The 22,186-nt window shown below is 72.3% G+C and carries 22 protein-coding genes and 1 riboswitch; of the genes, 9 read left to right on the top strand and 13 right to left on the bottom strand.

The genetic code is table 11. From position 1 onward, the window contains the following. Positions 1 to 58: 58 nt before the first annotated feature. Entirely contained in the window at positions 59 to 229 is a 171-nt protein-coding gene (locus ACNJ93_RS14160) for a hypothetical protein (RefSeq protein WP_418957770.1), read from the bottom strand. 96 nt (positions 230 to 325) lie between these two features. Beyond that, positions 326 to 1,276 carry a glucosyl-3-phosphoglycerate synthase gene (locus ACNJ93_RS14155; protein ID WP_418957769.1) on the bottom strand — a complete coding sequence of 317 codons (951 nt, stop codon included), beginning with the start codon at positions 1,274 to 1,276 and terminating at the stop codon, positions 326 to 328. 143 nt (positions 1,277 to 1,419) lie between these two features. Further along, positions 1,420 to 1,573: riboswitch (SAM riboswitch) on the top strand. Between ACNJ93_RS14155 and thrC the strand changes: the two genes are divergently transcribed. The 4 genes from thrC to groL all read left to right on the top strand — a co-directional run bounded on the left by thrC (position 1,558) and on the right by groL (position 5,768). Then, positions 1,558 to 2,880, top strand: a complete 1,323-nt coding sequence (gene thrC / locus ACNJ93_RS14150) for a threonine synthase (protein ID WP_418957768.1) — start codon at positions 1,558 to 1,560, stop codon at positions 2,878 to 2,880. It overlaps the preceding riboswitch by 16 nt. A 32-nt stretch (positions 2,881 to 2,912) precedes the next feature. Further along, positions 2,913 to 3,191: a MoaD/ThiS family protein gene (locus tag ACNJ93_RS14145; RefSeq protein WP_418957767.1), complete on the top strand. Its 279-nt coding sequence runs from the start codon at positions 2,913 to 2,915 to the stop codon at positions 3,189 to 3,191. Between the two features lie 386 nt (positions 3,192 to 3,577). Beyond that, the gene (locus ACNJ93_RS14140; RefSeq protein ID WP_005315736.1) at positions 3,578 to 3,781 is read left to right on the top strand and encodes a cold-shock protein; all 204 of its coding nucleotides are present in this window, start codon (positions 3,578 to 3,580) and stop codon (positions 3,779 to 3,781) included. A 364-nt stretch (positions 3,782 to 4,145) separates the two neighbouring features. Next, positions 4,146 to 5,768, top strand: a complete 1,623-nt coding sequence (gene groL, locus ACNJ93_RS14135; protein WP_418957766.1) for a chaperonin GroEL — start codon at positions 4,146 to 4,148, stop codon at positions 5,766 to 5,768. Positions 5,769 to 5,857: 89 nt separating this feature from the next. On the opposite strand, the gene ACNJ93_RS14130 is transcribed toward groL, so the two are convergent. Next, positions 5,858 to 7,480, bottom strand: a complete 1,623-nt coding sequence (locus ACNJ93_RS14130; RefSeq protein ID WP_418957765.1) for a hypothetical protein — start codon at positions 7,478 to 7,480, stop codon at positions 5,858 to 5,860. Then, positions 7,470 to 9,149: a hypothetical protein gene (locus ACNJ93_RS14125; RefSeq protein WP_418957764.1), complete on the bottom strand. Its 1,680-nt coding sequence runs from the start codon at positions 9,147 to 9,149 to the stop codon at positions 7,470 to 7,472. Before ACNJ93_RS14125 ends, ACNJ93_RS14130 begins: the two co-directional genes overlap by 11 nt. A 142-nt stretch (positions 9,150 to 9,291) precedes the next feature. On the opposite strand from ACNJ93_RS14125, the gene ACNJ93_RS14120 reads away from it, so the two are divergent. Beyond that, positions 9,292 to 9,864 (top strand): GNAT family N-acetyltransferase, encoded by a 573-nt coding sequence (locus ACNJ93_RS14120; protein WP_418957763.1) that lies wholly within the window; start codon positions 9,292 to 9,294, stop codon positions 9,862 to 9,864. Positions 9,865 to 9,873: 9 nt separating this feature from the next. On the opposite strand, the gene ACNJ93_RS14115 is transcribed toward ACNJ93_RS14120, so the two are convergent. Next, positions 9,874 to 11,823 carry a protein kinase domain-containing protein gene (locus ACNJ93_RS14115; RefSeq protein WP_418957762.1) on the bottom strand — a complete coding sequence of 650 codons (1,950 nt, stop codon included), beginning with the start codon at positions 11,821 to 11,823 and terminating at the stop codon, positions 9,874 to 9,876. Positions 11,824 to 11,948: 125 nt separating this feature from the next. Between ACNJ93_RS14115 and ACNJ93_RS14110 the strand changes: the two genes are divergently transcribed. After that, a complete protein-coding gene (locus tag ACNJ93_RS14110) occupies positions 11,949 to 13,469 on the top strand; it encodes an alpha/beta hydrolase (protein WP_418957761.1) in 1,521 nt (506 codons plus the stop codon). A 34-nt stretch (positions 13,470 to 13,503) separates the two neighbouring features. Here ACNJ93_RS14110 and ACNJ93_RS14105 read toward each other — a convergent pair whose 3' ends face one another. Continuing rightward, positions 13,504 to 14,076, bottom strand: a complete 573-nt coding sequence (locus tag ACNJ93_RS14105) for a dihydrofolate reductase family protein (RefSeq protein WP_418957760.1) — start codon at positions 14,074 to 14,076, stop codon at positions 13,504 to 13,506. 148 nt (positions 14,077 to 14,224) lie between these two features. Here ACNJ93_RS14105 and ACNJ93_RS14100 point away from each other — a divergent pair, with 148 nt between their 5' ends. Continuing rightward, on the top strand, positions 14,225 to 14,935 hold the full coding sequence (locus ACNJ93_RS14100; protein WP_418957759.1) for an alpha/beta fold hydrolase: 711 nt from the start codon (positions 14,225 to 14,227) through the stop codon (positions 14,933 to 14,935). Continuing rightward, positions 14,916 to 15,299 (top strand): VOC family protein, encoded by a 384-nt coding sequence (locus tag ACNJ93_RS14095; protein WP_418957758.1) that lies wholly within the window; start codon positions 14,916 to 14,918, stop codon positions 15,297 to 15,299. Before ACNJ93_RS14100 ends, ACNJ93_RS14095 begins: the two co-directional genes overlap by 20 nt. 7 nt (positions 15,300 to 15,306) lie before the next feature. On the opposite strand, the gene ACNJ93_RS14090 is transcribed toward ACNJ93_RS14095, so the two are convergent. From ACNJ93_RS14090 to ACNJ93_RS14075, 4 genes are all read right to left on the bottom strand, one after another. Then, positions 15,307 to 15,432, bottom strand: coding sequence for a hypothetical protein (locus ACNJ93_RS14090; RefSeq protein ID WP_418957757.1), 126 nt, complete (start codon positions 15,430 to 15,432; stop codon positions 15,307 to 15,309). A gap of 13 nt (positions 15,433 to 15,445) precedes the next feature. Then, complete coding sequence (locus ACNJ93_RS14085) at positions 15,446 to 16,264, bottom strand: hypothetical protein (RefSeq protein WP_418957756.1); 819 nt, start codon at positions 16,262 to 16,264, stop codon at positions 15,446 to 15,448. 1,451 nt (positions 16,265 to 17,715) lie between these two features. Next, a complete protein-coding gene (locus ACNJ93_RS14080; RefSeq protein WP_418957755.1) occupies positions 17,716 to 17,988 on the bottom strand; it encodes a DUF397 domain-containing protein in 273 nt (90 codons plus the stop codon). After that, positions 17,969 to 18,820 (bottom strand): helix-turn-helix domain-containing protein, encoded by an 852-nt coding sequence (locus tag ACNJ93_RS14075; protein ID WP_418961403.1) that lies wholly within the window; start codon positions 18,818 to 18,820, stop codon positions 17,969 to 17,971. The genes ACNJ93_RS14080 and ACNJ93_RS14075 overlap by 20 nt, the downstream gene beginning before the upstream one ends. Positions 18,821 to 18,940: 120 nt before the next feature. On the opposite strand from ACNJ93_RS14075, the gene ACNJ93_RS14070 reads away from it, so the two are divergent. Beyond that, a complete protein-coding gene (locus tag ACNJ93_RS14070; RefSeq protein WP_418957754.1) occupies positions 18,941 to 19,255 on the top strand; it encodes a hypothetical protein in 315 nt (104 codons plus the stop codon). On the opposite strand, the gene ACNJ93_RS14065 is transcribed toward ACNJ93_RS14070, so the two are convergent. The 3 genes from ACNJ93_RS14065 to ACNJ93_RS14055 form a co-directional block, all read right to left on the bottom strand. After that, on the bottom strand, positions 19,230 to 19,565 hold the full coding sequence (locus tag ACNJ93_RS14065; RefSeq protein ID WP_418957753.1) for a deoxyxylulose-5-phosphate synthase: 336 nt from the start codon (positions 19,563 to 19,565) through the stop codon (positions 19,230 to 19,232). The two genes, ACNJ93_RS14070 and ACNJ93_RS14065, sit on opposite strands and share 26 nt — an antisense overlap. Further along, entirely contained in the window at positions 19,562 to 20,509 is a 948-nt protein-coding gene (locus tag ACNJ93_RS14060; protein WP_418957752.1) for an alpha/beta hydrolase, read from the bottom strand. Before ACNJ93_RS14060 ends, ACNJ93_RS14065 begins: the two co-directional genes overlap by 4 nt. A 158-nt stretch (positions 20,510 to 20,667) precedes the next feature. Further along, entirely contained in the window at positions 20,668 to 22,173 is a 1,506-nt protein-coding gene (locus tag ACNJ93_RS14055) for a PTS transporter subunit EIIC (RefSeq protein ID WP_418957751.1), read from the bottom strand. Between the last annotated feature and the right edge of the window lie 13 nt (positions 22,174 to 22,186).

Here is a 22,186-nt window from a genome sequence, read left to right as displayed (position 1 = left end):
AACCTAGCCCGTCCCGTATCCGCTCAAACGTACGCCCGGACACGGTGGCGACAACCGGTCAGCGGTCCCGGCGCGCCCGGAGCGCCGCCCGCGCCACCACGCCCGTCGCGCCCAGCGCCAGCATCAGCCCGCCCAGCAGCCACAGACGCTCCCCGGCGTGCCCGGCCGCGCCGAGCAGGGTCCCTTCGTGCAGCAGCCGCGCCTCGTGCATCATCTGTGCAAATCGCATGAAAAGGGAATCTAGTCATCCCTTTCCGCGCCTTTCGGCTGCGCCACGCCCGTCACGGCTCCGCAAGGCGCCTCGGCTGCGCCACGCCCGTCCCGGCTACGCGACCCGCCTGTGCGCGTACTCCGCGATCTCCGTCATCGGCGGCCGCTCCTCGGTGTCCACCGGGTACGTCCGCGGCACGAACCCCGGCTCGCCCGCCGCGCCCCGCTCGAACTGCGTCAGCACCGGCCGCACCAGATGCCCCCGCGACAGCCGCACCTGCGCCGTCCGGTAGATCGCCGCCGCCATCCGGCCCAGCGCCTGACCGCCCTGGTGGCGGTGCTTGCGCACCCCCACGTCCACCTGCGCCAGGGCGTCCAGGCCCACCGTGTGCAGCGCGTCCACAAGGAGCCCCAGCTCCACCCCGTACCCCACCGGGAACGGCAGCCGCTCCAGCAGCGAGCGCCGCGCCGCGTACTCGCCGCCCAGCGGCTGCACGAAGCCCGCCAGCTGCGGCCAGTGCAGGTTCAGCAGCGGCCGCGCCACCAGCTCCGTCACCCGGCCGCCCTGCCCCGGGGCGTCCCCCAGGGGCCGGTCGTACATGGCCTTGACGAACTCCACGTCCGGGTCCGTCAGCAGCGGGCCCACGATCCCCGAGACGAAGTCCGCGGAGAAGTCCCGCAGGTCCGCGTCCACGAAGCAGACGATGTCCCCGCCGGTCGCCATCAGCGAGCGCCACAGCACCTCGCCCTTGCCCGGCACGGCCGGGATCCCCGGCAGGATCGCGTCCCGCGCCACCACCCGCGCGCCGGCCGCCGCCGCCACCTCCGCCGTCCGGTCCGTGGACCCGGAGTCCACCACCACCAGCTCGTCGACGAGCGGGACCGCCTCCGACATCAGTTCGCGCCGGATCACGGAGACGATGTCGCCGACGGTCGCCTCCTCGTCGAGCGCGGGCAGCACGACGCTCACCGTCGTCGCGCGCTTGGCGGCGAGGATCTGGTCGAGGGGACGATCGGCCACCGACCAGGAGCGCCGCCCGAGCCAGCGCTCCACTTCTTCCAGCACGTCCGTTACTCCCCAGTTGCGGTGTGTGATCCATCTCGCGCTTCGGACGGCTGTCTCAACCGCCCACGCCTTCGGTTACAGTCTTGAACAACGCGGAGGCCCGATGCATGTCGGGGTCCCGACCGCGACTCACAATCGAATACCGCTCATCCAGAGGGGCAGAGGGACACGGCCCGTTGAAGCCCCGGCAACCCTCCAGCCGGTCTCCAGTCCGCGCAGCGCGCGGCCGCGAGGCTCCCGGCTAGGGAAGGTGCCAAATCCGTCTCATGGCGAAATGCGCCATGAGGAAGATGAGGAGAAAGGGCCTCGCCTCCATGGCTGTACAGACGGTTGCACCCACCACGAACGCGGTCGATCTCGGCCCCGCCACCGGCCTCTCCTGTCGCGAGTGCGGCGAGCGTTTCGCGCTCGGCCCGATCTTCGCCTGCGAGCTGTGTTTCGGCCCGCTGGAAGTCGCGTACGAACTCCCCGCCGGCGACCCCGAGGCGCTGCGCAAGCAGATCGAGGCCGGACCCGCCAACATCTGGCGCTACGCCCCGCTGCTGCCCGTCCCGGCCGACGTCACCCAGAAGCCCAACCTGAACCCCGGCTGGACCAAGCTCGTCCAGGCGGACAACCTCGCCCGCGCGCTGGGCGTCGAGCCGGGCAAGCTGTTCGTCAAGGACGACTCCGGAAACCCGACCCACTCCTTCAAGGACCGCGTCGTCGCCCAGGCCATCGAGGCCGCCCGCGCCTTCGGCTTCACCACCCTGTCCTGCTCCTCCACCGGCAACCTGGCCGGCGCCGTCGGCGCCGCGGCCGCCCGCGCCGGCTTCCGCTCCTGCGTGTTCATCCCGCACGACCTGGAGCAGGGCAAGGTCGTCATGGCCGCCGTCTACGGCGGCGACCTCGTCGGCATCGAGGGCACGTACGACGACGTCAACCGCTTCTGCTCCGAGCTCATCGGCGACCCGCTGGGCGAGGGCTGGGGCTTCGTCAACGTCAACCTGCGGCCGTACTACGCCGAGGGCTCCAAGACGCTGGCCTACGAGATCTGCGAGCAGCTCGGCTGGCGGCTGCCCGACCAGCTCGTGATCCCGATCGCCTCCGGCTCCCAGCTCACCAAGATCGACAAGGGTCTGCAGGAGCTCATCAAGCTCGGCCTCGTCGAGGACAGGCCGTACAAGATCTTCGGCGCCCAGGCCGAGGGCTGCTCCCCGGTCTCGGCCGCCTTCAAGGCCGGCCACGACGTGGTCCGCCCGCAGAAGCCGAACACCATCGCCAAGTCGCTCGCCATCGGCAACCCGGCCGACGGCCCGTACGTCCTCGACATCGCCCGCCGCACCGGCGGCGCCGTGGAGGACGTGAACGACGAGCAGGTGGTGGACGCGATCAAGCTGCTCGCCCGCACCGAGGGCATCTTCGCCGAGACCGCGGGCGGCGTGACCGTCGGCGTGACGAAGAAGCTCGTCGAGAACGGTCTGCTCGACCCGAGCCTCACCACGGTCGTCCTCAACACCGGCGACGGGCTCAAGACCCTCGACGCGGTGGCCGACACCTCTCAGGCGACCGCCGTCATCCGCCCGAGCCTGGACGCGTTCCGCGACGCCGGCCTGGCGAACTGAGCCGACTGCGACTGAAAGGGAGTAACCGCAGCATGAGCGTCAACGTCCGCATCCCCACCATCCTCCGCACCTACACCGGCGGGCAGTCCGAGGTCCAGGCGGAGGGCGCGACCCTCGCCGAGGTCATCGCGGACCTGGAGAAGAACCACACCGGCATCGCCGCCCGCGTCCTGGACGACCAGGGCAAGCTGCGCCGCTTCGTCAACGTCTACGTGAACGACGACGACGTCCGTTTCGAGCAGGGCCTGGAGACGGCCACGCCGGACGGCGCGGGCGTCTCGATCATCCCGGCCGTCGCCGGCGGCTGCTGAGTTACCAGCGGTACCCGAATTGCCCCCTCCGCGAGAGAAGCGGAGGGGGCAATTCTGCATGGTTGAGCGCGGTAGAGTTGGGGAAGTCCCCTCCGCTGCTCGTGCCGGCCGCATATGAGAATGCGCCCGCACGCGACAAGATGCAGCCAAAGTGTTCGAGCGTTGTGTACTTTTTGCGTCCTTTGCCGGGCCCGACTTGCCCTGGATATCAAGGAAATCTCCGCAATTCTCCTTTCCGGCGCGCTCAGAATTCTCGTCCGATTGACCTGTTGCAGAGGGCAGTTGGGCAGATACATTCAGCCGCGGTCGACGCGTTCCGGCGCAGGGTCTGACCCGGGTCCGCGAAGTGCGGTCCCGCGCAAGGGCCAGTAATAGGGGAGTTAGGCATGGCTCAGGGCACCGTCAAGTGGTTCAACGCGGAGAAGGGCTACGGCTTCATCGCGGTCGACGGTGGTGCGGATGTTTTCGTCCACTACAGCGCAATCCAGATGGACGGCTACCGCACCCTCGAGGAGGGGCAGCGGGTCGAGTTCGAGATCTCGCAGGGCCAGAAGGGCCCGCAGGCCGACATGGTCAAGCTCGCCGTCTGACCGCGGCGCGATCGGCCACCGACGCACTTCACCCGAGGGGCCCGCATCCTGACCGGATGCGGGCCCCTCGCGTGCGCCCGCACCTCCGGCGCGGCCTCGCCCGACACCCGGAAGCCGCTTGCGCCCTCCCGACGCCCGACCACCACCCCTTGTTCGACGTCCCTGCGGGACGGCCTTGCACTCTCCTGGGTCGAGTGCTAATCATTGGCGTTAGCACTCTCCACGTGAGAGTGCTTACGGATCGGGCAGACGAGGTCCGCAGGCCGGGCGGGGCAAGGAACCGCACGGCGCGCAGACCGTCCGTCGCGGGCGTCGGCGCGGTCCTGGAGCGTTATCCACCCCATGTCCGGGAGGACCACTTCACATGGCCAAGATCATCGCGTTCGACGAGGAGGCCCGGCGCGGTCTCGAGCGCGGCATGAACCAGCTCGCTGACGCCGTCAAGGTCACCCTTGGCCCCAAGGGCCGGAACGTCGTCCTCGAGAAGAAGTGGGGCGCCCCCACGATCACCAACGATGGTGTGTCCATCGCCAAGGAGATCGAGCTCGAGGACCCGTACGAGAAGATCGGCGCCGAGCTGGTCAAGGAAGTCGCCAAGAAGACGGACGACGTCGCCGGCGACGGTACGACCACCGCGACCGTCCTCGCCCAGGCGCTCGTCCGCGAGGGCCTGCGCAACGTGGCGGCCGGCGCCAACCCGATGGCCCTGAAGCGCGGCATCGAGAAGGCCGTCGAGGCCGTCTCCGGCGCCCTGCTCGACCAGGCCAAGGAGGTCGAGACCAAGGAGCAGATCGCCTCCACCGCCTCCATCTCCGCCGCCGACACCCAGATCGGCGAGCTCATCGCCGAGGCCATGGACAAGGTCGGCAAGGAAGGCGTCATCACCGTCGAGGAGTCCCAGACCTTCGGTCTGGAGCTGGAGCTCACCGAGGGCATGCGCTTCGACAAGGGCTACATCTCGGCGTACTTCGCGACCGACATGGAGCGCATGGAGGCCGCGCTCGAGGACCCGTACATCCTCATCGTCAACTCCAAGGTCAGCAACGTGAAGGACCTCCTTCCGCTGCTGGAGAAGGTCATGCAGTCCGGCAAGCCGCTGCTGATCATCGCCGAGGACGTCGAGGGCGAGGCCCTGTCGACCCTGGTCGTCAACAAGATCCGCGGCACCTTCAAGTCCGTCGCCGTCAAGGCCCCGGGCTTCGGCGACCGCCGCAAGGCCATGCTGAACGACATCGCCATCCTCACGGGCGGCACGGTCATCTCCGAGGAGGTCGGCCTCAAGCTCGAGAACGCCGGCCTGGACCTGCTGGGCCGCGCCCGCAAGGTCGTCATCACCAAGGACGAGACCACCATCGTCGACGGCGCCGGTGACAGCGAGCAGGTCGCGGGCCGCGTGAACCAGATCCGCGCCGAGATCGAGAACTCGGACTCGGACTACGACCGCGAGAAGCTCCAGGAGCGCCTCGCGAAGCTGGCCGGCGGCGTGGCCGTCATCAAGGCCGGCGCCGCGACCGAGGTCGAGCTCAAGGAGCGCAAGCACCGCATCGAGGACGCCGTCCGCAACGCGAAGGCGGCCGTCGAGGAGGGCATCGTCGCCGGCGGTGGCGTCGCCCTGCTGCAGGCCTCCGAGGTCTTCGAGAAGCTGGAGCTGGAGGGTGACGAGGCCACCGGCGCCGCCGCCGTCAAGCTGGCGCTCGAGGCCCCGCTGAAGCAGATCTCCGTGAACGCCGGCCTCGAGGGCGGCGTCATCGTGGAGAAGGTGCGCAACCTGCCCGTCGGCCACGGCCTGAACGCCGCCACCGGCGAGTACGTCGACATGATCGCCGAGGGCATCATCGACCCGGCGAAGGTCACGCGCTCCGCGCTGCAGAACGCGGCCTCCATCGCCGCGCTGTTCCTCACCACCGAGGCCGTCATCGCCGACAAGCCGGAGAAGGCCGCCGCGCCGGCCGGCGGCGGCATGCCGGGCGGTGACATGGACTTCTGATCCCTCGCGGATCGGCAGTTCCTGAAGCGGTACGCGAAGGGCGGCACCCCCACCAGGGGTGCCGCCCTTCGGCGTTCGCGCGCCGCGCGTCAGAGGACGTCGACGAAGTCGCCGACCGCGGACGAGTGGAAGTGCGTGCTGGTGCTCGTCCCCAGGTAGCGGATCAGGTACGTGCCGTCGACCGTGGCCGTCGTCTTCAGCGACACGCCGCCGTTGGCCGCGGACTTGCCGGAGGCGACCAGCTTGTACGCGCTCGAGCCCTTCGCCTGGAACCACAGGCCGACGGGCTGCCCCGCGTACAGCGTCCAAGCGCCGTTCTTGTACTGCTGGAGCCCACCCGTCACCGTCACCGTGGCGCCCTTGCGCACCGGCTCGGGCGCCGCGTTCACCGAGACGACGCGCGTCTGGATGCGCCCGAGCCGTACGGCCGGGCCGAAGCTCTCGGCCATGGTGTCGGTGGCGGGATGGTGGACGCGGAACCAGCCGCCGGTGCTGCGGCCCGTGACGGTGAAGGGGGAACCGGCGGAGGCTTCGCCGGTGCCGATCACCTTCCAGCCCGTGCGGCCGTCGGCGGAGTGCTCCAGCCGCATCGGCTCGGTGTGGATCCCCGTGATGTCGGACGGGTAGGTGTACTCCAGCCTGCCCGTCATCGTGACCGTCGTGTCGGCCGCGAGCGAGCCCTGCACCTTCTCGATGTGGGACTCGCCGGGCATGACCACCTGACCGCCGGCGCTTCCCTCGAGGAACACATCGGTCGTCGACACGTACCAGTGCCCCGCGTACTTCCACGGCGCGCCCTTGAACAGGGCGCTGTAGCGGCCGTCGGCGTCGGTGGTCACGAGCCGCACCATCCCACCGGAGTTCACCCGCACCTGGGTGCCGGCGAGCGGCGTGCCGTCGTCCTCGGCCACGACGCGGCCGCGGATGGCGAAGGGCTCACCGGGCAGCACACGGGCCTTGTCCACCGCGCCGGTCACCGTGACCGGGCGGGCCGTGACGCTGTAGAAATCGTGCTGCAGCTTCAGGGTGCCGTGGACCTCGTCGCTGTCCTCCGAGAAGGCGAGGTCGTACAGGTTGTGGTTCGTGGTCACCCGGTATGGCTCGGCGGCGAACGTGCCGTCCGCGGCCACGGCGACCGTCTGCGCCGACTCCTCGGAGCGGGCCGACACCCGCACCGTACGGCCGGCCAGCGGGACCGCGTCGCCGGAGCCGGGCTGAATGCCCGTCAGGCTGCCCTTCGGGCGGGCGACCGGGTCGGTCCACGCAGGGGCCGCGACGGCGAACGTCGCCTGCGGCCGCAGCGTGAAGTCCAGCGTCCCCGCGTCCAGGCGGGTGAGCTTGTTGCCCTTGCTGTCCTCGGCGGTGACGTCGATCGAGTACCGGCCGAGCTCGGGGAGCTGCCCGCCGTCCTCGGTCAGCTTCAGCGGGGTCTCCGCGGGCAGCTGGTAGTAGCCCGCCGCCTCCGACGCCGTCAGCGCCGGCAGCTCGACGAGGACCCGGTCGCCCTTGCGGATCCTCGCGGAGACGGAGGTGACCGTGCTGTCCGGCGCGTCGGTCCAGGCCGAGACCTGGAACGCGCCGCGCTGGTGGTCGAACGTGGTGGCCCGGCCGATGCCGACGGTCGCGGTGTCGGCGAAGGCCGGAACGGCGGGCGCGGTGAGCGCCAGGGCGACCGCGACCGCGGTCAGGGAGTTCCTGAGGTCAGCGCGCATCGATGTACACCGCCTTGGTCTCGCTGTAGAAGTAGCCGTTCAGCGGTTGGGTGACCATCGCCCAGTACCCGTCGCCGTAGTTGGTGGCGGTGAACCGGAAGCCGCCGTTCGTGGCCGTCTTGATGTTCCGCTTGACCCAGTACCACTGCGTCTCGCCGCGCGGCTTGAAGATCAGCGTCACGTACTGGCCGCCCATCGGCTTCCAGACCCCGGAGACCTGCTTCTGCACCGCGCCGGACACGGTCATCGTGCCGTTCACGGTGGGGCGGGTGGGGCTGATGGTGAAGGAGGAGAACCGGGTCGGGATGCGGGTCTGGAAGACCGGCTTCGAGACCGCCGTGACGTACCGGTCGGTCTCGGCGTGCACGACGCGGTAGTACGCGCGGACGAAGCCGTTCACCGAGATGTCGAACGGGCAACTGGCCGTGCCGCTGTACGCCGAGGTGCCCCAGCGCAGGCTGCGCCAGGTCCGGCCGTCCAGGGAGTACTGGATGGCGACGGGCTCGGACTCGCAGCCGACGGCGCTCAGCTTGCCGGTGGCCCGGACGGTGCCGTACGGGTCGATCGCGATCCGGACGTCGGTGAAGCCGGCCGGCTGCGGAACGGCGATGCGGCCACGGGCGAACGGCAGCTCTCGCAGGTACACCGAGGGCCGGACGTGGGTGAACACGTCGGTCGTGACGGACGCCTTCGCGGGATACGCGAAGGTGCCGTCGGCGGCCGCGTCCGCGCCGCCCATCGCACGGGCCACGTGGTGGATCCCCGCGTTCGGGTACTCCGGCGACGAGACGACGGGCGCACCGGCGAACGGCTGCCAGCCGTCGTTGGTGAGGCGCTCGACGCGGCCCGTGACGTTGACGCTCTGGCCCAGGGGGACGCGGAACTTGTCGAGGGCGGCGGTGATCCGGTACGTGGTCTCCTCGGCGCCGACGGACTTGTGGATCTGGTGCGTGGCGTCGGGATCGGTGTCGGAGGCCGGTTCGACGATGGTGGCGGTGCCGCTGTGGACCCGCGCGTTCGGTGTGAACGGCACCGAGAACATGCCGCCCTCGCCCGTGACGGCGGTGGCCTGGGTCGAGGAGTTCGGCCCGTCCATCAGCGCCAGCCTGACCTGCACCTTGGTCCCGGCCCGGGCGGGTCCGCGCGTGCCGGTCGACGGGTCGAAGGTCGTCGCCGTGCCGGACAGCACCACCCGGCGGTGGTCCCAGTCCGTCGTCGTACGGTCGAAGGCGGTCTTCGTCACGCCCGTGTGGAGCTTGTAGGCGAACGTGCCGCCGGTCCAGTGCTGAACCGTTCCGCCCGGCATCCGGTAGTCGACGGAGACCGGGTAGTCGCCCAGAGCGGTGCCCTCGGGCAGCCGCAGGGCCGTCTCGGTGGCCCAGCCGGCGGGCTGACCGGTCGAGTAGTCGTACTCGTGCGGCCGCAGCGCGTCGGTCGAGAAGAGCACCGCCGCGTCCGGCGCGGCGGACGCGTGGACGTTGACCTTCACCCAGAGGGCGTTGGACGGCAGTCCCACGTCCAGCCGGCCGTCGTCGAGCGTCGCCGTACGGGTGACGGTCACGGTCTCCGCGTGCGCCGCGGGCGCCGTGACCAGGGCGGGGGCCGTGAGCCCCGCCGAAAGGACGAACACGGCCGCGGCACGCACGACGGCATGCGGCAGCCTGCGCACGGAGCGCATCAAGGGACCCCCCACAGGTCGGAAAAGCGCGGCGCGCGTGATCGCGAAGGCCGCGTGGGAGCACGATAGCGCCCCGCGATTGAACGCGTTCACTCAAGGGGCGGATCCGGCCGGGGTGCGCCATGCTGGGGAGGTGAGCGTGCTGAGCGAGCAGGGCCTCGTGGTGCCGCGCCTGGCGGCGGTCTCCCCGGCGGGCGAGGAGTTCGCGCTGCGGCGCTGGGAGCTGACGGACCTGCCGCTGGTGCGGGAGGCGTCCACGGACCCGTACATCCCGCTGATCACCACCGTCCCGCCGGAGTACAGCCGCGAGGAGGGCGAGGCGTTCGTCCACCGCCAGTGGGCCCGCGCGGAACGCGGCACCGGCTACCCCTTCGTCGTGGAGCGCCGCTCCGACGCCCGTGCCGTCGGCACCGTCGGCCTGTGGACCCGGGACGTGCCCGAGGGCCGGGCCACCCTCGGCTACTGGATCTCCCCCCGCTGCCGCGGCGCCGGCGCGGCCGGAGCCGCGCTGCGCGCCGTCGCCGACTGGGCGCGCCGCGACCTGCGCATCCCCCGCCTCCAGCTCTTCGTCGAGCCCTGGAACACCGCCTCCTGCCGCACCGCCGAACGCGCCGGCTTCGTCCGCGAGGGCCTGCTGCGCTCCTGGCAGGAGATCGGCGGGGAACGGAAGGACATGCTGCTGTACGCGCGGACCGACCCGGTGTGACCCGGTCCCTCAGGAGTCCCGCCACTGCTGCGTGGCGTCGCCCGCGTCGCAGACCTTGGAGCCGACGGCGTACCCGTCGCTCATGTACAGGCAGCGCTTCTCCGCCACGTTCTCCAGGAGCCGGCCGCCGGAGGCGGTGGCGGGCACCCGCCACAGCTGGGCGTCGGAGCCGTTGCAGGGCTCGGAGTCCATGCCCGCGTAGCTCTTCGACTCCAGACACTTGCCGGTCGCCTTGCTGACCACGCGGAACGTGCCGGCCGAGACGGGCTGGTAGGTCCACTGGTACGTCCAGGTGGCGCCGTTCGTCGCCGGAGTCCCGCACACCCGCGACCAGACGGCCGTGCTGCCGCCGACGCCCTCCTCCTCGGACAGGCAGTGCCCGTTCGAGGCGTTGCGCATCAGGTGCGTGCCCGAAGGGGCCGACTGGGCCGGGGGCTTGCCGGCGGGCGGCCGCTCACCGCCGGAACCACCGGAATCGCCCGCACCACCCGAGCCGTCGGCGTCGCCGCCCGTCTCCTTCGCCCCGCCGCCCGCGGCGTCCCGGTCGCCCGCCGGACCGCCCGCCGCGGGCGAACTGCCGCCCGGACGCGGGGACGCGCTGCCCGCCGCCGACGGCGCCGGCGAGCCGGACGGCCCCCGGACGCCCGGCGGCCTCGCGCTCGCGGTGACCGAGGCGGTGGCGGAGGGCTTGGTGACGCCGGGGCTCGCGTTCAGGTCGGTGACGTACGGCAGCAACGCGACCGACAGCGTCGTCCCCGCGCCGATCACCACCGGGATCGCGAACACCAGCAGCCGCGGCCGCTTGCGCGCCGGGGGCTCGGCGGGAGTCCGCGCGACCGGCTCCTCCGCCGCCGGCGGGCGCGGACCGGCCGCGGCGGGTACGACGGCGGGCGCGGGACCGGGCGCCGGATCCGGTTCCTCCGTGACCACCGGCGGCGGTACGGCCGCGAAGGCCGCCCGCTCCGCGACCCGCGCCGCGACGGCGGCCGGCCACGGGGACGACGCGCCGCCCCCCAGCCGCAGCGTCGCCGGATCCGCGCCGGGGGCCGCACCCCGGGCCGCGCCCTGACCCGCGCCCGGGGCCGCGTGCTCCTCCGCCAGGGCGACGAGCCGGTCGGCCGTCGGCCGGTCCTCCGGGTCCTTCGCCAGACAGGACGTGACGATCGCGGCCAGCTGCGGGTCCGTGTCCGGCAGGGCCCCGAGGTCGGGCTCCTCGTGGACGATGCGGTAGAGCAGTTCGAGGCCGGAGCCGTCACCGAACGGAGGCAGGCCGTTCGCCGCGTACAGGATTAGGCTGCCGAGCGCGAACACATCGGCCGCGCCGTTCAGTTCGCGCCGCGCGACCGCCTGCTCGGGAGCCATGTACGCGGGCGTGCCGACGACCATGCCGGTCTTGGTGAGCCGGCTCTGGTCGGCGGCCCGGGCCACGCCGAAGTCGATGAGGGACACGCCCTCCGCCGTCAGCATCACGTTGGACGGCTTCAGGTCGCGGTGCACCATGCCCGCCGCGTGCACCACCCGCAGCCCCGCCGCCGCCTCGCGCAGCAGCCGCCACAGGGCCGGGCCGGGCAGCGGCCCGCCGTGCAGCCGTACCGCCTCGCTCAGGGTGATTCCCGGGATGTACCCGGTCGCGAACCACGGCGGCCGCGCGGTCCGGTCGCTCGCCAGCAGCCGCGCGCCCGCCGCCTTCGGCAGCCGCGCCAGGTTGTCCAGCTCGTGCCCGAAGTGCCGCAGGAAGTCCTGGTCCTCGGCCAGCGCGGGCAGCACCTGCTTGACCGCCGCGTACGCGCCCGGCCGCCCAGGCTCCCCCTGGGAGGCCCCGAGATACACCCGGCCCATCCCGCCCGCCCCGAGCAGCCCCAGCAGCCGGAACGAGCCGATCCGGCGTGGGTCGCCCTCGCCCAGCGGCGTGGCTCCGCTGCCGGTCAGTGTGGAGTCGTGATCCGTTCCCCCGGTCATGCCGGACAGGCTATCGGCTGACGGGCAACGGGAGTTGACCGGAGGAGCGGCCGGGGGACAGCCCCCGGCACGGTCCGCCCGCTGCCCGGATGGGTCACCGACGTCCCCTCAACGAGGCTTTCCCCATGACCACTTACCGACGCAAGGCCACCCTCGCCGCCCTCTCCGCCGCCGTCGTCGCCGGCGCCCTGCTCCCCACCGCCCCCGCCTCCGCGGCCGCCGCATCCGCAGCCGCCCCCAGGCTCGACTGGACGCCCTGCGGCCCGGCCGGCCAGGGCCAGGAGTGCGCCACGCTCCCCGTCCCGCTGGACTACCGCGACCCCCGCGGCGAACAGCTCGCCCTCGCCGTGACCCGGATCCGCAGCACCCGCCCCGACGCCCGCCGCGGCACGCTCCTCGCGCTCCCCGGCGGACCCGGCGGCTCCGGCGTCGAGCGGCTCACGCAGAAGGGACCGCGCCTCGCCCGCGAGACGGGCGGCATGTACGACCTCGTCGGCTTCGACCCGCGCGGCGTCGGCGGCAGCACCCGGGCCCACTGCCGCATCGACGAGGCCGACCGCCGCCTCGTGACGCTGCGCGCCTGGCCCGGCCCCGACGGCGGCATCGACGTCAACGTGGAGCGCTCCCGGCGCGTCGCCGACGCCTGCCGCCGCAACGGCGGCCCCGTCCTCGACAGCCTCACCACCGCCAACCAGGTCCGCGACATGGACCTGCTGCGCCGGGCCCTCGGCGAGCGGCGGATCTCCGTCTGGGGCAGCTCCTACGGCGCGTACGCCGCCGCCCAGTACGCCCAGAAGCACCCGCACCGCACCGACCGGATCGTCCTCGACAGCAGCGGCGACCCCGACCCGCGGCGCGTCGCGCAGGGCTGGCTGCGGGACATGGCGAAGGGCGTCGACGACCGGTTCCCCGACTTCGCGGCCTGGGCCGCGCACCCCGACCGGGACGGCGAGGGGCTGCGCCTCGCCGAGCGGCCCGAGCAGGTGCGCCCGCTGTTCCTGGCGCCCGCCGCCCGCCTGGACGTCACGCCCGTACCGAGCGCCCACCCCGGCGTCCCCGTCGACGGGAACGTCCTGCGGCAGGCCCTGCAGGTGTCGCTCGTCGGCGACGCCGCGTTCCCCGCCCTGGCCCGGCTGATCCAGGCCGTCCAGGACCCGGCCGCCGCCACCGACCCCGCCCGCCGGCCCGTCCTGCCGCCGCCGCTCGCCGCGCCGCTGAGCGACGAGGACGCGACGATCACCACCGGCGTCGTCTGCAACGACGTGCGGTGGACCGGAACGGTCGAGGAGCACCGGGCGGCCGTCGCCGCCGACCGCGCCGCCCACCCGCTCACGGCCGGCCTCCCCGCCAACATCACGCCCTGCGCCTACTGGAAGGAACCGGCCGAGAAGCCCACCCGCATCACCGCGAAGGGCCCGTCCAACATCCTCATGATCCAGAACCGGCGCGACCCCAACACCCCGCACAGCAGCGGCCTGAAGATGCGCGCCGCCCTCGGCGACCGCGCCCGCCTCGTCACCGTCGAACAGGGCGGCCATGGCGTCTACCTCGGCAACGGCAACGCCTGCGGCGACGCGACGGTCAGCCGCTTCCTGCGCACGGGCGAACGCCCGGCGGAGGACACGTACTGCCCGAGCGCGGACTGACCCGGCTCGACCGACCCGGCTCGACCGGCCCGGCTCAGCGGACGACGTCGAAGACGTTCTTCTGCACGCCGTTCGCGTACGCCTCCGACTCGACCAGCGTCAGCTTCTGGACGTCCTTGTCCGTCGCGCTGAACAGCCGCTTGCCCGCGCCGAGCAGCAGCGGGAAGACCAGCAGGTGGTAGCGGTCGATGAGGCCCGCGTCGGACAGGGCGTGGTTCAGGGTGGCGCTGCCGTGCATGATGATCGGGCCGCCCTCGGTCTCCTTCAGCGCGGCGACGTCCTCCACGGACCGCAGGATCGTGATCTCGCCCCAGTTCGACACGAGGTCGCCCTCGGAGAGGGTGGTGGACACGACGTACTTCGGCATCGTCCGGTAGTCGGCGAAGTCCTCCATGTCCGGCCACACGGCGCTGAACGCCTCGTAGCTCGTCCGGCCCAGCAGCATCGCCCCGGCCTCCTTCTGCTCCCGGCCCTTGATCTCGAAGGCCTCGGGAAGGAACTCGGTGTGCTTGAACGTCCAGCCGGAGTTCCGGTAGCCGGGCTCGCCGCCGGGAGCCTCCACGACGCCGTCGAGGGAGACGAAGGCGGTGCTGATGAGAGTGCGCATGGGAAGCTCCTGGTGAGTGGGCTGTCTGTCGTGTCTGCCGTCTCTGCTCGACGACATGATCTTTGACCGGCCCGGGATCCGAAACTCATCGGCGGAGGCGCACCGAATCGTCGCGCCCCTGTCACAGGGCTCCCGTACGGTGCGTCCCATGACTGCTTTCGTACTGGTACCAGGGGCATGGCTCGGGGCCTGGGCGTGGGACGTCGTCGCGGCGGAGCTGCGGGCGGCCGGGCACGAGGCGTACCCGGTGACGCTGACCGGCCTGGCGGAGAAGCGCGGACTGCCGGCCGGGCAGCGGACCCACGTGGACGACGTCGTGGCGGAGGCCGAGCGGACGGGCGCGTCCGACGTGGTCCTCGTCGGCCACAGCTACTCCGGCATCCCCGTCGGCCAGGCCGCGCTCCGTCTCGGGGACCGGCTGCGGCGGCTGATCCTCGTCGACGCGGGCGTCCCCGCGGACGGCGCGTCCTTCGCCGACGCGTGGTGGCAGGGCCGGGCCGCCTTCGAGGCGACGCTCGCTGAGCACGGCGGCGACTGGCCGCCGGCGGCCCACGAGCTTCCCGGCCAGGGCATGACCGACGAGCAGATCGCCCGCTTCCTCGCCGAGGCGACCCCGCACCCCGGCGCGACGCTCACCGAACCGGCGTCCCTGAACGGCTCGTTGGCGGACGTCCCGACCACGTACATCAAGTGCCTCCTCGACGGCGAGGAGCCGACCCCGGACGTCCAGGAGCTGCTGAAGAGCGACCGCTGGCGACTGGTCGAAATGCCGACCGGACACTGGCCGATGTTCTCCCGTCCCCGCGAACTCGCCGCCGTGCTGCTCTCGGAGGCCGCCCATGGCATGCCGCATCAGTGAGCTGGTCCTCGACTGCGCCGACCCGGAGCGGCTCGCCGCGTTCTGGAGCGAGGTCCTCGGCTACGTGGAGCTGGGCCGCGAGGACGACGGGAGCATCGAGATCGGCCCCCCGGACGCCGGCTTCGGCGGCCCGCAGCCCACGCTGATCCTCAGCCCCAGCAGCGACCCGCGCACCGGCAAGCTGCCCCTGCACATCGACGTCAGCCCCACCGACCGCGACCAGGAAGCCGAACTCCCGCGCCTCCTGGCCCTCGGCGCGCGCCCCGTCGACATCGGCCAGGGCGACGACGTGACCTGGCACGTCCTGTCCGACCCGGAGGGCAACGAGTTCTGCCTCCTGCGCCGCCGCATCCCGCCGGTGTGAGCCCGCCTCAGCGGGCGTAGTCCTTGAGCTTCTCCGTGTCGAGCGACCTCGCGCCTTCAGGCGCGCGCCTCGCGAGCTCCTCGAAGTCCTCGATCGACATGTCGTCCGGCTGTTCGGCGGGGCTGGGGGTCATGGCGTCGCCTCCGTCATGTGCGGTTCCTTTCGGCGTCACGGATCGCCTCGGCGTACGCGCGGACGCGGGCGGCGGGGATCACGGCGGGGCGTGGGGCCGGTGGTCCCGCATCGCCCCGGCAGGCCCCGCACGCGCCGTCGACCAGCACCTCCGCGTATCCCGGCGCGCGGCACTTCACGCACTCCAGCAGCCGCAGCGGCGGCGGTTCACGGCGCATCGGCGGCGGCGGGATCTTCGTGGTCAGACGGCTGCGCACCAGCCCCGCCGGGTGGTGCACGGGCGACGGCAACCCGGTGGTGAGCGCGCTCAGGACGTCGCCCTCGGCCGCGTCCCGGGCGAACCACTCCTCGACGAGCGGCGCCAGCGCGCAGCAGTCGCGGTGCGACAGCGACAGCGCTGAGTTCTCCCGGCCGAGGGCGGCGAGCAGGATGTACGCGCGGGAGCGCGTCGGCCCGCGCCGCTCGACGGGCGCGTCGCCCCGCCGGAACGCCTCCCACCACGCGTCGTCGCGTGCCGTACGCGACCACCACGTTCGGGTGATCCACTTTCCCTCGATGCGTTCGACGCCACGGCGCAAATGGCCGGCGCGGGTGATCCGGTTGAGCGCGGTGCCCATCGCCTGCTGCCCGTAGGGCAGTTGCTTGGCCAGCGTCTTCAGCGAGATGTCGGTGCCGTCGGGCAGCCGGTCGATGTACGCGGCGATCGCCGCCTCGCGGGGTTTCAGGTGCGCCCAGTCGTCCGGTCCCACCGGACGTTCGTACGGAGCGGTGCGCTTTCCGTAGCCGGGGTTGGCGAGAGGGTGGGCGGGGCCACTAAAGTCGGCGTCAGCCATGGATCGAACGTTTCCTTCGATCTGGTTGGTGAGGCCCTCGTCCGGTGTTGGCGCACCGGCGGGGGCCGCTCTATGTCTAGGGCTCGCTCACCGTAAACGCATATGACGCTGCGTGGCAAGTCGCTCGCGGAGCGTCAACTCCGGGGGTGGGTGGGCGGGTTCATCCCGGACCCGAACCCCTTCCGTAGAAACAGCGCTCGGATCTCGAAACCCGAGACCGGGGGCGGGGGGCGGGGGAGAGGTACTCGGGGCGGGGGTGTCATGTGGGCTTCTGGTGGGGCCGCCCTCTTTCCGAGTGTGGGTCCTGGAGGCGCCGCGTCAAGGGCGCTCCTTCGTCGCGTCGCTTCGCGATTCCGCTGACGCTCCACCCTTGACCCGACACCTCCAGGACCCTTTTCACACTCGGAGGGCGGCCCGGGGGTGGGGGTCCGCGCGGGACCTGGCGGGGTGGTTCGGGTGCGTGGGCGGCCGCGGCTTTGTCTGTGGGGTACGCACCAGTGGAGTGGGGTGCCCATTGCCGTCTCGGCGGCACGACGGCCGTCGCGGGGCGCGCTTCATGCCCCGCTGGTCATTCTCCGTGGAGGGAGGGGCGGAGCCTGACGTTTCGCGGCTGCGGAGCGGATGCGGGAACCTCGTGCGTCACAGCGGCCTCTTCCTGCACCGGCCGTCACACTCCTGGGCCTTAAGAGCACGGAAACGACATCCCGACACGCCCCGCGATGCGCCGAAGTGCCGGACATGGGGCTGGGGTTGCGTGTGTGACGGCGGGGCGACCAGCCCGCTCCTGGTGCGCACACGGTGGTCGGAGCCGAACGTTTCGTTGCTGCGGAGCGAGAGATGAAGGCTCGTGAGTCACACGGGGCTCGTCTGGCCACTTCCGTTTCCAAGCAGGGCGTAGGGAGCACCGAAGCGACAGACTCCGCTTCTCCGAGGCCCGCGCCCGGCCTCCGGCGCGTCCCCTTGGGGCGGGTGCGGTGCATGGGGTGCATGGGACGGAAGCCGTTGCGCGTCGCCACAGCCCCACGCCACGGACACCGCACCCTTCCTGCACGGCGGCCACCCGTGCGTCTTTCCCCCCACGGACAATGACCAGCGGGGCATGAACCGAACCCCGCGACGGCCGTCGTGCCGCCGAAACGGCATGGGGCACCCCATGCCACTGCCGCGCACCCCAGCCACCCGCGAGCCCGGCAGCCGCTGACGGGCCCGGGGGTGACGTGCGTGGTTGCGTGGGCCCGGCCCCCGGGCCGCCCTCCGAGTGTGAAAAGGGTCCTGGAGGTGTCGGGTCAAGGGTGGAGCGACAGCGGAATCGCGAAGCGACGCGACGAAGGAGCGCCCTTGACGCGGCGCCTCCAGGACCCACACTCGGAAAGAGGGCGGCCCCACCAGAAGCCCACCGGCGACTCCCGCCCCGAGTACCTTCCCTACGGGCAACCAGCCGGGACCGCCGCCTAGCGCGCCCCTGCCCGCACCCCGCCGACGAAGGCGGCCCAGGCCGCCGCCCGGAACACGAGCTTCGGGCCGTGGGGGTCCTTGGAGTCCCGGACGGGGACGACGCCGGGGCGGTCGTCGGAGACCTCAAGGCAGTTGCCCCCGGTGCCGTCGCTGTACGACGACTTGCGCCAGGTGGCGACCTCGACGCAGTTGCCGCCGCTGCCGTCGCTGTAGCTGGACTTGATCCACACGGCCGTGCTCAGGTCGCGCTCAGAGCTGTCGATCTTCATGGGCGTAATCCTTTGCCACGGATTCGATCAGAGCCAGGGATTCACGCGGTGATAGCGCTGAGGCCCCGAGGAGATCGTAGGTGAGCATGTGTCGCCTGACAGTGGCGGGATCGTCGTCCAGTCGGCCCGTGCCGTGGCCCTCCAAGTAGGCCAGTGGTGGGGCGTCTTCGAAGGTCATCACCTTCAGCCCGCCGCCCATCGCACCGTACGCCCCCGCCCCGAACGGCAGCACCTGCACGATCACCCTGCGCCGCCGCGCCAGGGCCGCCACATGTCGCAGCGCCTCGGCCATCACGGCGGGTCCGCCGACCTCCTGCCGCAGTACCGCCTCCCCGAGAACCACCCACAACAAGGGCTTTGTCGGGTCGTCCAGCAGGCGGCCGCGTTCGAGCCGCGCCGCCACGAGTTCGTCGATCGCTTCCTCCGGAGCCGTCGGCTGGTACGCACGGAAGACCTCCCGCGCGTACGCCTCCGTCTGCATCAGGCCCGGGATGATCAGCGGGGCGAACTCCTTGATGGCCTCGGCCACCGCTTCCGCCTCCGCGGCCTCCGCGAAGTGGTCGGGGTACTTCGACTTGTTCGCCGCCTTGCAGTTCCGCTTGAAGAAGCCGCCCGTATCCAACAACTCGTCCAGTTGGGAGGCGATGTCCTGCGGAATGCGCCTCGTCCCCGCCTCCATCTGGCCGATGTACGAGCCGCTGACGAACAGCAGCTCGCCCAGGGCCTCCTGGCTGAGGCCCTTGCGTTCGCGGGCGTGGCGGAGTTCCGCGCCGATTATGGCTCTGGGGGAGGTCGAGGGGTCGGGCTTCCTCGGGCCGCCGGCTGCCGCCATGGTCATCAACTCCCGATCGCACATCTGCGGTTGTTGGGGCGTCACGACTGTTCCCCAGTGTGCTCCGCCCGGACACTCTCCGTAGGTGAAACCGATACAGAACGTGGAGGAATCGGTAAGGTGGCACGTTCGTTGGAGCGGCTGAGGGCCGCTCAGCAGGTGGTCGACCAGCTGAAGGCGGAGCTGGACGCGGTGGGCGTGGTCCTGCCGTCGATGGGGGTCGATCCGCTGACCTTGGGAGGCAACGGGCCGGGGCAGCCGTATCCGCTGATCGAGCTGGGGCGGTGCACCATGGAGACCGCGCGGCAACTGGTCGCGGCGCTGGACGGGAAGCGGCAGGGGGAGGCGGAGGCGCAGACCCCGGTGGCGGCCTCCGCGGGCGACGTGCTGCGGGAGCGGGTGCGGGCGGTCAACCGCGAGGGGAGGCTCCCCTGAGCCGGTTCGCCTCGACCCATTCGTCCCACGCCGTGCGCCGGGCCAGCCACTCCTTGGTCTCGCGCGGGGTGCGGGGGCGGTAACCGGGGCCGCCGCAGCAGGACTTGTGGTAGCCGACGCCGTTGGCGAGCACCGTGGCGACCGCGCGCCACGCGGCGGTGTCGCCGCGGCGGGGCGTGGCGAAGGCGGAGCCCGCGTGGATCATCGGCTCCGCGCAGCGCGGGCAGCGCCGCTCGCGGTCGGGGTCGTACGGCTGCTTGTACGAGGCCCGGCACGGCAGGCAGACGTACGACGTCTTTCCGTGGCTCATGCGGCCAGCGTACGGCGGAGCCAGCGGGTCCGGGCCTCCAGGGCGTCCCTGCTGACCGCGGCGGTGGGGGCGATGGTGTCGTAGCCGTGGTACGCGCCTGGCCAGACGTGGAGTTCGGCGTCGCCGCCGGCGCGCCAGAGGGCGTCGGCGTAGGCGACGGCGTCGTCGCGGAAGTTCTCGGCGGCGCCGACGTCGAGGTAGGCGCGGGGGAGGGCGGAGAGGTCGGTGGCGCGGGCGGCCGCGGCGTAGGGCGGTACGTCGTCGGTGCCGTGGAGGTCGCCGAGGTACGCCTGCCACATGGTCGCCTTCGACGTGCTGTCCACGGTGTCGACGTCGGCCATCTGGCGGCTGGAGTGGGTGGCGTCGCGGTCGTCGAGCATGGGGCTCATGAGGAGCTGGCCGACGGGGGCGGGGCCGCGGCGGTCGCGGGTGAGCAGGGCGAGGGCGGCGGCGAGTCCGCCGCCGGCGCTCTTGCCGCCGAGGAGGATGCGGGCGGGGTCGACGCCCGGCAGTTCGGCCGTGGCGAGGAGGCCGGCGTAGCAGTCCTCCAGGGGCGCGGGGTACTGGGCCTGGGGCGCGAGGCGGTACTCGACGGAGACGATCGCGAGGCGGAGGGGTTCCGCCCAGTCGTGGAGCAGGCGGGGCATGACGGACCAGGCGTTGCCCATGACCATGCCGCCGCCGTGCATGTAGTAGAGGACGGGCAGGGGGCCGGTGGCGTCGGTGGGGCGGCCGTGGACGAGGGTGACGTCGGGGGCGCCGGGGGCGTGGAGCTCGGTGACCTCGAAGCGGCCGTCCGCGGCGAGTGCGTCGACGGTCGGGCGGGGGCGGGCGGCGGCGTCGCGCGCCTTGACGGCGGCGAGGTTCTCGGGCGTCACGACGCCCCGCTCGCCCCGCGCCGCCCGCACGGTGGCCAGCTCCGGATCGATCCCAGGTACGCGCATGTCACCCTCCCCGTACGCCCCCGTTCCGAACCGCACCAGCTTGTCAGGCCGCGGGCCGCGCCACGAAGGCGACTTCCTCCGACTCGGCGTCGAGGGCGATGGTGAGCGACGCGTCCGTACCGTCGGGACACACGGCATGCCGGGGCCATCCGGTGCGGTCACACCCGGGTCGACTCCGTCGGCCGGGCGTCGTCGTCGGACGGCCCCGGAGCCGGCTGGGGCTCCGGCTCCGGGTTCCACTCCGTGAGGAGGGCGGGGCTGAAGCCGAAGGCGTAGGTGGCGGCGAAGCCGGTGGTGTAGCCCACCAGGAGGCCGGCGGCGTAGACCGCTGCCGTCTCCGCGAGGCCCTTGTTGCCCTGCAGCAGCGGGAAGAGGGCCCAGCCCGAGGGGCCGATGGCCGTCGAGCCGACCTTGGTGCCGAGCATGTTGAAGAGGCCGATGAGGCCGCCGCCGAACGCGCCGCCGACGCAGGCCGTGACGAACGGGCGGCCCAAGGGGAGCGAGACGCCGTAGATGAGGGGCTCGCCGACGCCCAGGAGGCCCGGCGGGAGGGCCGACTTCACCGTGCGGCGGATCGACGCGTTGCGGGTGAGGCGGACGTACACGGCGACGGCCGCGCCCACCTGGCCCGCGCCGGCCATCGCGAGGATCGGGAGCAGGACCGTGTAGCCCTGCTGCTCGATCAGGGTGGTGTGGATGGGGATCAGGGCCTGGTGCAGGCCCAGCATGACCAGCGGCAGGAACAGGCCGCCCAGGACGAAGCCCGCGGCCGCGCCCGCGTGGGCGAGGAGCCAGTCCGCCGCCGTGCCGATCGCCGTGGCGACCTCGCCCGCCACGTACATCAGGCCGAAGACGGTGACCAGGCCCGTCACGAGCACGGTGAGCGTGGGGGTCACCAGGACGTCCAGGGATTCCGGGACCCACCTGCGGCACCGCTTCTCCACCTGCACCGCCAGTGCCGCCGCAGCGAGGGCGCCCAGGACGCCGCCCTGGCCGGGGGAGAGCGACTGGCCGAAGGCGTCGATCTTCGCGACGCCGGGGAAGACCACGATCGCGGCCACCGCGCCGCCCAGGATCGGCGTTCCGCCGAACTCCTTCGCCGTGTTGAGGCCGACGAAGACCGCGATCAGGGCCATGAAGCCGGAGGCGATCGCCGCGAGGGCGGGGGTGAGGGAGGGGAGCCAACCGAGGTTGATCAGCAGGCCGTTGAGGCCCGCGATGATGCCGCAGCCGATCAGGGCGGGGATCAGCGGGACGAAGACGTTCGCGATGCGGCGGAGGAGTTGTTTCGTGGGGGTGGCGTTGGCCGTTCTCCGGGACTCCCGGAGCGCCGCGCCTCGTGCCGCCAGCTCCTGCGCGCCGTGCGCCGCCCCGCCCTTCGCCACCAGCGCCTCGAACTCCGGGGTGACCCGTGCGACCGTGCCGGGGCCCAGCACGATCTGGTACGTGTCGTCCTCGACGACCCCCAGGACCGCCGGCAGGGCGCGCAGCGCCTCGTCCTGGACCAGGGAGCGGTCCCGCAGGGCGAGGCGCAGACGGGTCATGCAGTGGGCGACCGACTCGACGTTCCCCGCACCGCCCACCAGGGGGAGGAGCGCGGCCGCGATCGCGCGGTTCCTGTCCTGCGGGGTGCCGGAGGCGTCCGGTGCGTCTGCTGTGCTCATGTGCGGACCTGCC

The organism is Streptomyces tritici (genome assembly GCF_048500665.1).
In the GTDB taxonomy this organism is placed as follows: domain Bacteria; phylum Actinomycetota; class Actinomycetes; order Streptomycetales; family Streptomycetaceae; genus Streptomyces; species Streptomyces tritici.
Note: the sequence above shows the minus strand (reverse complement) of the source record. Positions and strands in the feature narration are given on the sequence as shown.